Origin of the sequence: Paraburkholderia sp. GAS32, assembly GCF_050434225.1 — a bacterium.
In the GTDB taxonomy this organism is placed as follows: domain Bacteria; phylum Pseudomonadota; class Gammaproteobacteria; order Burkholderiales; family Burkholderiaceae; genus Paraburkholderia; species Paraburkholderia madseniana.
This window is the reverse complement of record NZ_JBNPVS010000060.1, coordinates 23,854-35,753: the sequence shown is the minus strand read 5'-3', so window position 1 is coordinate 35,753 and position 11,900 is coordinate 23,854. Positions and strand designations below refer to the sequence as shown.

General features: G+C 57.5%; 11 protein-coding genes and 1 pseudogene. 6 read left to right on the top strand and 6 right to left on the bottom strand.

What is annotated here, in order from left to right:
* Positions 1-228: 228 nt before the first annotated feature.
* The 3 genes and pseudogenes from P3T25_RS42485 to P3T25_RS42475 form a co-directional block, all read right to left on the bottom strand.
* Positions 229-1,164, bottom strand: a complete 936-nt coding sequence (locus P3T25_RS42485; protein WP_429363258.1) for a hypothetical protein — start codon at positions 1,162-1,164, stop codon at positions 229-231.
* Between the two features lie 228 nt (positions 1,165-1,392).
* Positions 1,393-2,667, bottom strand: coding sequence for a threonine/serine ThrE exporter family protein (locus tag P3T25_RS42480; protein WP_429363256.1), 1,275 nt, complete (start codon positions 2,665-2,667; stop codon positions 1,393-1,395).
* A gap of 394 nt (positions 2,668-3,061) precedes the next feature.
* A pseudogene (locus P3T25_RS42475) lies at positions 3,062-3,613 on the bottom strand (transposase); the annotation flags it as partial.
* A gap of 218 nt (positions 3,614-3,831) precedes the next feature.
* Between P3T25_RS42475 and P3T25_RS42470 the strand changes: the two are divergent.
* From P3T25_RS42470 to P3T25_RS42445, 6 genes are all read left to right on the top strand, one after another.
* Complete coding sequence (locus P3T25_RS42470) at positions 3,832-4,479, top strand: TetR/AcrR family transcriptional regulator (protein ID WP_429363254.1); 648 nt, start codon at positions 3,832-3,834, stop codon at positions 4,477-4,479.
* A 344-nt stretch (positions 4,480-4,823) separates the two neighbouring features.
* Positions 4,824-5,459, top strand: coding sequence for an NADPH-dependent FMN reductase (locus tag P3T25_RS42465; protein WP_154559326.1), 636 nt, complete (start codon positions 4,824-4,826; stop codon positions 5,457-5,459).
* A 653-nt stretch (positions 5,460-6,112) separates the two neighbouring features.
* Positions 6,113-6,343: a hypothetical protein gene (locus tag P3T25_RS42460; RefSeq protein ID WP_429363252.1), complete on the top strand. Its 231-nt coding sequence runs from the start codon at positions 6,113-6,115 to the stop codon at positions 6,341-6,343.
* A gap of 192 nt (positions 6,344-6,535) precedes the next feature.
* Positions 6,536-7,735 carry a bifunctional 3,4-dihydroxy-2-butanone-4-phosphate synthase/GTP cyclohydrolase II gene (locus P3T25_RS42455; RefSeq protein ID WP_429363250.1) on the top strand — a complete coding sequence of 400 codons (1,200 nt, stop codon included), beginning with the start codon at positions 6,536-6,538 and terminating at the stop codon, positions 7,733-7,735.
* An 80-nt stretch (positions 7,736-7,815) separates the two neighbouring features.
* Entirely contained in the window at positions 7,816-7,926 is a 111-nt protein-coding gene (locus tag P3T25_RS42450) for a hypothetical protein (protein WP_429363293.1), read from the top strand.
* Between the two features lie 54 nt (positions 7,927-7,980).
* Positions 7,981-8,928 carry a LysR substrate-binding domain-containing protein gene (locus P3T25_RS42445; protein ID WP_429363248.1) on the top strand — a complete coding sequence of 316 codons (948 nt, stop codon included), beginning with the start codon at positions 7,981-7,983 and terminating at the stop codon, positions 8,926-8,928.
* Between the two features lie 156 nt (positions 8,929-9,084).
* On the opposite strand, the gene P3T25_RS42440 is transcribed toward P3T25_RS42445, so the two are convergent.
* From P3T25_RS42440 to P3T25_RS42430, 3 genes are all read right to left on the bottom strand, one after another.
* On the bottom strand, positions 9,085-9,423 hold the full coding sequence (locus P3T25_RS42440) for a BON domain-containing protein (protein ID WP_429363246.1): 339 nt from the start codon (positions 9,421-9,423) through the stop codon (positions 9,085-9,087).
* Between the two features lie 94 nt (positions 9,424-9,517).
* Positions 9,518-10,582 carry a porin gene (locus P3T25_RS42435; RefSeq protein WP_266257938.1) on the bottom strand — a complete coding sequence of 355 codons (1,065 nt, stop codon included), beginning with the start codon at positions 10,580-10,582 and terminating at the stop codon, positions 9,518-9,520.
* A 261-nt stretch (positions 10,583-10,843) separates the two neighbouring features.
* Entirely contained in the window at positions 10,844-11,836 is a 993-nt protein-coding gene (locus tag P3T25_RS42430; protein ID WP_429363243.1) for an amidohydrolase family protein, read from the bottom strand.
* Positions 11,837-11,900 lie beyond the last annotated feature (64 nt).

The window sequence follows — 11,900 nt, the reverse complement described above, 5'->3', positions numbered from 1 at the left end:
GCGTCGGTGAGTGAAGATTAGGCGTTCGACTGGTGTTATTAAATGACCGATTTTGTCTATTTTTGGGTAGCCACTTTATCCATGTATCGTGGGTGATGATTCCCGCGGAATCGTTCGCTTGCGTGGTGGCCTTCGCGATGAGCCCGCCGGGCGACGTCGGCCTGAACGAAATCCTGTTCAGGCCGACTAGTCAGGAGCCTTGAGCCGGGCGGTTCTGAGGGATCCGACTCAGATGTCTTCCGCGTAGTCGATACCGGTCAGCACACCCAGATGAGCAACGGTGGTGAAATGCGCTTCTTGCTTCAGATCGATGTCCAACTCGCGCACGTTGCCGCCCAGATCGGTCACAAATGCGCGGCGCCCCCGTGAGTCGAGAGACACGCCAATCCCTTCCTTCAGATCGCGAGCGAGCACCTGGCGATCAACCAGTCCGGACGCCGTGATTCTTGCGCGATTCAGTGTGTTTCCGTCATGCGTATCGTCGCCGCGATCCGTCCAGTAAAGCATGGTGTCGCGGTGATCGATATCGAGATCGATCGGCTCGGGCAGATCGGCCAGCAAACATTCGATATCCGGGCGCCGATCGGGTGTCGCACCAGGCGGCAGCTCGATGCCCGCCCTGAAGATGCGCCCCTCGCCGGCATCCGGCGCTCCCTTTTGCGTCCAGTAGACATGCCCGTTTGCCTTATCCAGGACGATGCCTACGCAATGGCGCTTCGCGTCGGCCGTATCCTCCGGGAAATTCCCGGTGCGAACGAGTTCCGTCACCTCCGTGCCGTCCAGCCGCGCACGCATGACTCGCATGCCTTCGCGATCGCACCAGTACAGGTGACCACCTTCCTTATCCAGCACGATTTCCTTGGGCGTTCCGGCCATACCGGAAGGCACCAGCACCCGATGCTCGCTGCCGTCGAGCTTCGCGCTTTCGATCGTGCCGTCGTTCGGGGGAACTGCACCGGAAGCCGGATCGCCGTCGACCAGATGGATGCCGGTTCCCATGTTGGTCCAGTAGACCATCTGGTTTTCAGCATCGACCTTGATGCCGTCGGGCGTGCGCGTGAGGTTCCCGAGAACGACCTCGTGTGAACCGTCCGGCGACAGAGCGATGATCGCCGGTGGACGTGCCTGCAGGACATACAGCGTACCGCCATTGTTCGTAGCCACAGTAAGTACCCTCCATCAGGTGTCGATAACCGTTGTCGTACTGGCGGAGTCGATCCGCAGACCCGCCGCTGCTGAACCAATCCCGACAGACTACCGTAGGTTGTGCGAGAACTTCGTGACCGTTTGTTGCTTCGAGCGAAAGGGACAATCACATGGTTGTCGCCCGGAAGCTGGCCGCTTTTCGGGTCAGGCAACAACCATCCGCCGCGGTTTGGGCTTGAAGGTCATTCAAAAGGCCGGGCGCGCCGTCGCGAACCGCGCAAACAGCATGCGAGGCAAAACCAGTCCCACGGTCATGGCCAGGATGATCAGGAACGCCGTGGCGCCGTTCGCGACGAGGGCCGGGACAAGGTCGGCTGACGCGCGCGGTCCGACGGCGACCAACTCAAGCAGCGTGCTTGCGGCGCGGAACAGGTAGAAGCCCGGCATCATCGAGACGACCGCAGAGAAGCCGACGGCGGCGAAGGGCAGGCGTAGGCGATCGACGAGCGGCGCAACGATGAGGCCCACCAGAAGACAGGCGAAGAACGCCGCTATCGCGGCGTTGGCGCTCAGGATCGAGACGAGCGCCCAGCGCGCGGCGTGCGCCAGCATACCGACGACGATTGGCAGGGGCAGCAGGCGCCACGGCATCGAAAAGAAAGTCCCGAAGCTCGCGACGGCGCATCCTGCGGCGAGGACATCGGCTGCGAAGGGCGCGGGCGCGGCCGCGTCCGCGGACATACCGGCCTGAAGCGCGCCGCCGCTAGCGGCCGTCCCGATCAGCAGGCCCGTACAGATCATCAGCACGATGAGACCGGCATAGGTCAGTCGTGCGACGCCCAGTGTGATCCGGGTGCGCGCAAGATCGATCGCACCGTTGAGGATATGCGGGCCGGGAACCAGCACCATGCAGGGGCAAAACGCGACGAGCGATTGCGCGTCTGACAGGTGGAGGCGACCTGCGACGGCACCGATTACGCCGGCGAGCGTGGCCGCGGTCAGCGGTTCGAGGAAAGGGTCGCTGCCAAGCTTCGCCTGCCAGCGACGGATAAGGGCGCCCGCGCCGGCGCTCAGGGCGATCAGCGCCAGGCTCGCCACATCGTACACGCCGTAGATCACACCGAGAGACGCCGCGCCGATGGCCGCGAACAGAGCGAAGCGGAGTATCGTGACGGGTGGCATGCGCTCTGCCGCTACGAGCGCCGGGCGCGCGTCTGCGGTCGATATGGCGCCGTCGCAGACTTGATGCACGATTGTCTGGACGGCGAGTACCTTGCCCATGTCTACGCCTAGCGGCGCGGCCGGGACAATTTCCGAGAAGGCGGTGTGGTCAAGCTCGACCACGAGTTCGTCCCAGTGCGGCAACACCCTGACCGGTACGCCAAGGGTGCGCCCGAGCTGCTGCGCCGCGACGACCGTCCTTTCCGTGGTCTGCCCGTGCGTGAACAGGAGCGAGGCTGCCAATGAGACGGTGTCCACTTCGTCTATGGGGCCTTGGCGAGGGATGGCGTCTTTGTTCATGCCGGCTCAAAGGATTGTGTCGGTCCGGATGTTCGGGGTCACGGCGCTGGATGCGCGTCGCGGCGTCACCATTAGCGTCAGCGTTGTTCAATATCCTTTGATAATAGTGAGTGCGGCGCAGGGTGGCTATTACATAAAGCTGGAACGCTGGTGTCGTAAAGCGAGGGCGAAGCACGTCTGCGCGCACCAGGGGCTTCTCCAGACTATTACGAAGCTGGACCAGGCGCCGCTTGCGCTCGATGCGAGCGCCGCCGAAGTGTGCGCTGCTGCGGAGAAGCATGCACAGCAATGCCGTCGGAAACGCGAAGCAATGCAGCCCGTGCTTTCCGTCAACCTGACAACGCCCATTGTCTACGCGGCGCTGCGCGTTTCGCTGCGCCTCGTCAGTCCCTCATCCTTCATCACGTGCAGCCTGAGCAGATTCTTCGCCCGTGTATCCCTGATCCGCAAATGCAACCTTGACGGTTTGTCCCGTTACCTGCTGGACCTGACGCGCAAGCTCTGCCACCTGAGCGCTCCTGTTCATCGGCCGGGGTTACGTGCACGGCCAGCAATTGCCCCAAGGTGTCCACCGCAATGTGGACCTTGCTGCCGCGTTTGCGCTTATAACCGTCATAGCCCGCACATGCGCCGCTCTCGCCGGTTGACTGCATCGTGTGCGCCTATCCAGAATGACGGCGCTGGGTTGCCCCCCGCCGTCCCTGTGCGACGCGTATTACCGAGCGCAGACCGCAGACCATGTTCTCAAAACAGCCCAGCGTTGAGTCCGCTGATACACCAACTCCCAAGGCGGGAAGTCATTGGGTAGCATCCGCTAGGGCGCACCGGCCAGCGCGATCCAGCGTAACGCATTAAACATTTCGCGCAGCTCATATTTGCGCTGCGGCGCGGTGACGTTCATCAGCGTCAGATAGCGCGCCGCGAAGCTCCATTCTTTGTCGGACACATATACCCGCGACCGTAAGCCGGCCGCGTTCTCACGACAAGTGCAGACTTTCCGGATTGTGACTGGGACGCGCCCGCCGCGCGAACTGAAGCGCATCAGGGTGGGGTGCGTCAGGGTCGTGCCCCAATATAAAAAAATGAATGTGAATTCACTTTCATTTTAGATGTCGGGCTGCTATAGTTGTCTGCATGGAAGTCGGATAGGTGGGTAGCGCAGACATGGCAATCGAACAGGCGGGGCGTTTTCGCGAAAACACGAAGCGTAGTAAGACGGAAGCGGCAATCAAGGCTGCGGCCCGCCGCGTGTTGGCGCGAGACGGCTATCACAACGCGAAGATTAGTGATATCGCGGAAGAGGCGGGTAAAGCAATCGGCTCCTTTTACCAGTACTTCCGAAACAAAGAGGAACTGCTTCTGGCACTTGCTGAGGAATTCCGGATCGCAGTGCAAGACAATATTGGCGCCCCCAGCGGGATCGAACTGGACCCCTTTGACAATTTGCGCGCGGTGGTGCGTGCGTTCTGGCGGGCTTACCGCGAACACGGGGCGGTTGCCGTAGCGGTCTTTCAGGCCGCGATGGTGAACGAGTCGTTCGCGGACATGTGGCGGCAGATTCGTGCACAGGGTATCCGCATCGCCAGCCTTCGCATTCGCCTCGCGCAGCGTCGCGGTTATTGCCAGGGCGTTGATCCGGAAGTTGCAAGCTCGGTGCTTTGCTCGATGGTTGAATTCAGTTGCTACAACTGGGTTGTCGCAAATGGTGACCTGGAGTTGTTGAATCGAAACATTGATGACTCTGAGCTGGTTGAAACGCTAACGAAAATGGTAGTTGGGGCAATTCGATGGCGAGAAGATACGGGGCACTGAACGCGGTCGACATTGAATAGCAGCTGGAACTGATCGTTGGCGAGTACTTTGCGCAGTGACTCGGATGACGGTCGGATCCGTCTGAACTGACAATGTGAGGAAGCATTCTTGATGTAGTCCCTGTATGTTGATCGCGTGGGATCTCGCACGGGGAACAATGATTGGTTCGGTGATGATGTAATGATATGGAGTCCTTATGTTTTATTCGTGGCGCGATGGAAGTGTGATGTGGCCTGAAGAACTTGCCGCTCCCATTTCTGGATGATGCCCGGTAATCAAGGCGAGTATGGCGAATCCGAGGGGCTATCTGTCCGTGCTTCCTCAGCAATTTCTGGAGATTTACGATGTCGTCCGAAGATAACTTTCGTCCCTTCATAGTTGGCCTCGGTGGTACGTCTACGCCGGGTTCATCCACTGAAAAATCGCTCAGGATCGCGATGTCCGCGGCCGAGAGTGCGGGGGCTGATGTACAGATGTTTGGGGGCGAAGTACTTGCATCGTTGCCTCACTATCTTGTGTCGAATGCCGCCGACAACCCATGCGCGGTCCTGCTTTTGAGAGCAATCAGGGCTGCCGACGGAGTGGTCATTGCCAGCCCTGGGTACCATGGAACGATTTCCGGACTCCTGAAAAATGCCATTGACTATCTTGAGGAGACGGCCAAGGATAGTCGCCCGTATCTGGAGGGTGTTCCAGTTGGTCTGATAGCAACGGCTTATGGCTGGCAGGCGACAGGCAGTACCTTGGTTACATTGCGGACAATTACCCATGCACTGCGTGGCTGGCCTACGCCGTTTGGAGCCGCGATCAATAGCTCGGGTGGAATCTTTGTGAACGATGAATGTATCGATTCCAAAGTAGCCGATTCTCTGGAAACGGTCGGCAGGCAAGTCGTGGAGTTTGCTCGGATGAAGAAGTTGGCCACACTGAAGAGTTCGGACAGATGGAACACAGATCCCGTCGAATATCGCGTTGGTTAGCGAAAGAGACGCGTTGATTTGCAATTAATAAACGCTGGTGAATATTTTTAGTATAAATATATGATGATTTTAAAATCGGCTGTGTTCTCGTAGACGGATATCGCAGGCGCTCCGATAGTATCGCGGCGAGGCCGATGATTCTCATCGACGCCGTCCAGCATGGCACTTCAGGCAGCGCACCACGTGCGAAGCGAGCGGCAGTACGCGCGCCCGATGACTCGCGAGTGGATCCGGTCGTCAGTGACGAGAAGGCAAAGCGGGGTGAGTGATTCAGTAAATGAAATTAGGAGGCCAAAATGCACGCGGATGGAAATTCGTTGCGGTGGCTCATTGAGAAATGGTTTGGTTTCCCGTCTGACGGCACCTATCGACTTACGCGATCATCGCCTGTGCATTCGCATGTAGGTCGCTGCGTGTGCTTCGAATCGACTGGCGCCGGTGTTGCAATCAAAATATTCTTTTTCCGTCACGACGATGGGTCATGGAGTGTTTTTCCTCCTGCCTCGAAGAAGCCAACGTTCGCTCTAAATTAATTGCGTCGCGACGCAGATGTACCTGTTGTGTGGGGCAAAACTGGCACCCTGGAACCACATCGTATGGGTCGATTGCTTGCCGGGATTAGCGGGGAACCCATGTGTAGGAGGAGACGACTGATGGACATTATCGAACTGGCCATCGCTTCAGGGATGCACATCACGTTGGATGGTCGCATCGGCACGCAGGAATACAGCAGCGTGCATGGCTCGGTGCAGGCATTGCGACGCTTTGCTGAGGCAGTGGTGATCACAGTCCCATTGGTTGCCAGGCATCAGGTGCTGACCGAAGCGGATGCCCGAGCCGACTCGGCAAACACTCAAGGCCGCGAGGCCGGCAATGATTGCTAGAACCTGACGCAATTGTGGCCCGTGCCGCAGGCTGGGGCAATGTGCGGCGCGAGCGGGTGTTTTTATCGGACGCAGGCGGGCAGGACTTTGTCGGCGACTTTCCCGCCCGCAGATCTCGTAGTTTCACGAACGGTGCTTCAGCCTGATCGCGGGCGCTGTGCCATATTGATCTGGGAATGAAGGAGACAGAACGTGAAGACAGATTCGATCGAAACCGCAATTGGCGCGATTGCGGCCGGGCGGATGGTCGTCGTAGTGGACGACGAAAACCGCGAGAACGAAGGCGATCTGATTATGGCTGCGCACGCCGCAACTGAGGCCGACATTGCCTTTATGGTGCGCTACACGAGCGGAGTGCTTTGCGTATCGCTGCCGGGGGAGCGCTTGGACATGCTATCGCTTCCGCTGATGGTGGCGAACAATAGCGATTCGATGGGTACTGCATTCACGGTGAGTGCGGACTATCGCATCGGTACGACGACGGGAATTTCGGCGGCCGATCGTGCCATCACTGTCAGGGCACTCGTCGACGAGAATGCCGACGCTGCGGAGTTTAACCGGCCGGGACACGTCTTCCCGTTGCGTGCGGTGCGCGGCGGCGTATTGCGTCGTCCCGGACACACCGAAGCAGGGGTTGACCTCGCGCGACTCGCAGGGATGGCGCCTGGTGGCTTGCTGGCCGAGATCGTCAACGATGATGGAACGATGGCGAGGTTGCCGCAATTGATGGCGTTCGCGCGAACACATTCGCTGCCCATTATCACGATCAAGGATTTGATTGCGTATCGCCGCAAGCATGAATGCATCGTAGAACGCATGTCGGTCGCGCGTCTGCCCACCCGATATGGTGTGTTTACGGTGTATGGGTATAAGGAAACGATTACTGGGCAGGAACACGCCGCGCTGGTAATGGGCGAATTGCCGGGAAACGACTCGCCTCTCGTGCGTGTTCATTCGGAATGCCTCACTGGAGAAGTGTTCGGGTCGATCAGATGCGATTGCCGCGCACAACTTGATCTGGCGATGAGCCAGATTGCAGCAGAAGGCCGCGGCGTTATTGTTTATCTCAAGGGGCACGAAGGGCGAGGCATCGGACTGACCGAGAAACTGCGGGCCTATGCGTTGCAGGATGAGGGCCTCGATACCGTTGAGGCAAATCTGCAGTTGGGTCTCCAGGTGGATGCGCGAGATTACGCGGTTGGCGCCCAGATTCTCCATGACCAGGGCGTAACAAAGATGAGGCTGATGACAAACAACCCGCGCAAGTATCAAGGCATCTCCGGGTTCGGATTGAGCATCGAGGAACGCGTGCCCCTCGTAACGGCACCAAACAGCGAAAACGCTTTCTATCTGAAAACAAAACAAGCCGTGCTCGGACACATGCTGGACTGACGTTTGCAAAACAGACGCTCAACACGGAGGAGCGCGCGGTCACCATGATCGAACATCGTTAGAGAGGCGCCACATAGGCCATCGCACGACTGTTTGGGCGAAGCGCCTCGACAGTCTTGCGTGAACTGGCGCGCCACTGCGCGTCGTCTATTAGCTGGCTGAGATGCGCCCGAGTTCGTCGTGGTCAGTGAGTTGCCAAACGCTGGACTTGCTAAACGTTGCACTTGACTCTTGAGGTGATCCCCATGGATCTGCGCAGGATTCGATATTTCGTGGCTGTTGCCGAAGAGCTGCACTTCGGTCGTGCGGCCGAAAAGGTAAATGTCGTTCAGTCGGCGGTTAGCCGGCAAATCAAGCTCCTGGAGGAGGAGCTTGATTTCACGTTGTTCACACGCATTGGCCAGAAGGTAGGTCTCACCATTCCAGGCGAAATTTTTCTGCCAGAAGCCTATGCAATCCTTCAACGGGCGGACGAAGGGCTGGAACGGGTGCGCGCTTGCGCTCGCGGCACGGTCGGCCGCTTGACGATCGGCTTCGTTGACGTCGCGCTCTGGGCGACTTTGCCGGCAATCTTGAGTGAGTTTCGCAGTCAAGCTCCGTCGATTGATCTGCAATTGCGCCAGCTTGACCGCATCGCGCAGATCGAAGCGCTGAATACCTCGGCGATCGATATCGCCATCATTCCGTCACCTGCGCCACAGGATGCGGATATCTGTACTGAACCTTTCGCTGCTGCTCCCTTCGTAGCTGTACTGCCTAAGCAACACCGCCTCGCCGGTCGCCGTGATATCTCGTTGCGAGAACTAGCGACTGAGCCTTTCGTCCTGTTCCCCACGCGTAAGCGGACCCGGATGCTGGAGATGATTGTCGCGGCCTGTTCGGGGGCGGGATACATGCCCAGGGTGACTCAGGAGGCTGAGCAGCTTCATACCCTGATGTCGTTGGTCAACGCCGGGATCGGTGTGACACTCGCACCGAAATGGGCTGCTGAAAACTTTTCTACCGGCGCATCTTATGCCTACCTGACCGATCCGTTACCCAATTATGAGCTGCGGATCGCGTGGCGAAAGGCGGCGACCAGCACCAATGTCGCGATCAATCAATTTAGACGAGTCGTTCAGAGCATGTCACCGGATCTTGAAGCCAGACCGTTCCAGCAGATTTCTGCTCTGGAAGTTAGTGAAGTCGATTGAGATACTTCATCAAAATCACTGGAAAGGGAGACGATGGCTGATGGTCTGCGTGTTTTGGATGCGGTCGTCCATCCCTACAATGAATTGTATTGTTTAGGGGGCAAACGACCGTCTGGGTGGCACGGACCATTGAATGACACCCAGAGCAGTCTGATTCTATTGACCGGGCTGACGGATCGTCAGTGCGTTGTTGACCGAGCTTACTCCACTTACACCTCGGGCGACTTCGCCGGCACGCTCGATTTGAGACTGGTCGCTGACCGAGCCTGCGAGCGTGACCGATCCATTCTTCGCACGCACGAAGATGGTCGGTGTGTCGACAATCTTCGCCTTGATCAGGGCCGCTCGCACTTGTTTCGAAAGCGCGCGATCAGCGGCTCTAATCGACTTGGCTGATTGAGGCGTTGGGGCAGAAGCCTCACTTGTCTGGGCATAAGCACCCATTGACGCTGACGTGAGAAGGCAAAACACCAAAAACGCAAACTTACATTTCATCGAGAAATCTCCTAATAGATATCAGAAGCCCAAACTTCACCGCTTCGCAACTTCCTCATAACGTTATCGCGTGTTAGCGCCATTCCTAAGCACATCAGAACATGTGCATGATGCCGATGTAACCACCTTGCTGATTATGTCCTTGCTCAGGTGGCGAATCTTGCGTCTCTACAGGAAACGCTGCATTTGCGCCGTTGAACATTGAGGCAACCACCACGTAGATAAATGTGCGCTTCGAGAGGTTGTACGTCGCGCCCAGGGCAGCGAGGTTGGCAGTTCCGCCGCCGTGGTTGACATTGGTGTGGTACCACGCAGCCTGTAGCTGAAGTGCCGGATTGAACTGATAAGACACGCCAACCCACTCCTGACTCGCTCGTGTTGCACCAACGGTGTTGGTCGAATCGACGACAGTATCCGATCCCGAGGAAACCAGTTGCTGGTAGCCCGTGTAGAACTTCCACGCCTGCAACTGGTACGTGGCACCAGCCATATACTCTCTCGAGTTGCTGTACAGGCCCGAGAAGTTTCCGTTCGCGTCCCGACGCTCGTCGTAGAGTCCGTAGCCAGTGAATCCGCCCAAAGAATATTGCACGCTCGCACTGAATGTTCGCGATGCCTTGAAGTTACCAGCGGTATTCCCGAAGCCGTTTTGCACGCGAAACGAAAGACCGTGCATCTCCGGCGAATTGTAGGTCAAAGCGTTCACCGCCTGTCCAGTTCCGCGGTACCTGGAAAAGTTGAGGACGCTGGTCTGCTGTGCGACAAACGGATCGAGGTACCACTCAGTCGCGTCCGACAACACCATTGCACGGCCAGCCCACAAACTGCCGTAGGTGTCGTTTGACAGGCCGACGTACGCATAACGATTCCAGTAAGCATCCCCGATTGTCTGGCCGGTTCCCGCAAGGAACATATTTTCAAGGTTGAAGACTACTTTCGTCCCCCCGCCAAGATCCTCTTTGCCGAGAAGACCAAGAAAGCTTGCCCCGTACTGATTGCTGCCAAACCGAAAGAGGTTTTTGCTGCCGTTCGGAGTCGCAACGTGGTTCACGAAATCAATATCAGCAGCCACACGTCCGTAAAGCGTCAGAGAGCTTTGGGCGTGCGCGGCACAAACACCGAGCGAGGTTAACATCACGCAAACAAGATTTTTTTTCATATTTCGTCTCCTAATGTCGTCATTTAATATGTCTAATTCAATTCTGCACGTCAGTCCTTCAGATAAAGCAAAAACACATCATCGGCGCGTAAGAAAATCGCTTTTATAATAAGAAATGTCAGGGTGTATTCATCTATAATCTATATCGGAGTCCAAATTGATGTGCCGGATCAAACCGCAAATGTTGCGCGTGAGCCTCCGAACGGGCGGAGGCGGACTGACCAATGCAACGACCCCTAATGTGATGTGGTGCGAGATAAATTACGTTGCTGTTTGAGCATGGGCGTCAAACTTGGTGGAAACGTCCAATTTGAGAATCCGATCCGCGTTGCCATGCGCGATCTTGATCCGATCCGCGGGGGACAGCGGTAGAGCATCAAGGAATTTTCGCGCCGGCGCGTTGGCACTGTACGGATAATCCACGCTAAACATGATCCTGTCCGCGCCGAATGCAGTCAGTGCGTTCAGGAAAGGTGGCAGGTGAAATACACCCGATGTTGTTATGTACACGTTATCCACAATCGTCTGGCTGATCGGGTTCGCGCCACGGCTCAAAAGCACGTCATCGGCGCGTCCGAGCATGAAAGGCAGCATTTCTCCCATATGCCCGACAATCACCGTCAAGCCGGGAAATTTCTCGAATGTTCCGGCTAGTGCCAACCTGAGGACATGAATCGCGGTCTCCGAATGCCAGCCGAATATTCCGGACGCAAGCAACGGCCCGGCTCGACCTGGCAGCCCGTCGTAGTAACAGTCATATACCGCCTTCGGTGGCAGATTGGGATGAATATAGATCGGCACATCGAGCGCGACAGCCCGAGCCAGCACCGGTGTGAAACGTTCGTCATCGAGGAAGCGGCCATCGGTGAGTCCGTTCACCATTGCACCGCGAAAACCGAGATCGGAGACGGCGCGTTCCAGCTCGTCTGCCGCTGCGTCAGGTTCTCGCATCGGCAGATGAGCAAATCCGCCGAACCGGTTCGGATGCCGGCGCACGGCAACGCCCAGGCGATTGTTCGTCTCCTGGGCGAAGCGGATTCCGGCACCACCGTCTAGAAGATCGGCCCCGGGCATACTCGCGGAAATCACTTGCTGAGTGATACCGTGCTCGTCCATGGCAGCAAGGCGGCCAGCATCGAGATCCCCTAGTACGATGTCGCTCTCTGGGGAATAGCCGGGATTGCTGCTGGCATCAAAATGGGCGTGGACCAGCGGGGGAACAAGGAAATGCTCCTCAAGAGCTACGATCCTCATCTTCTCTCCTGTTGAGATAACCCGCTCGTCGCGACAGTCCAATTTTTCACCGCGGAGGCCGGAT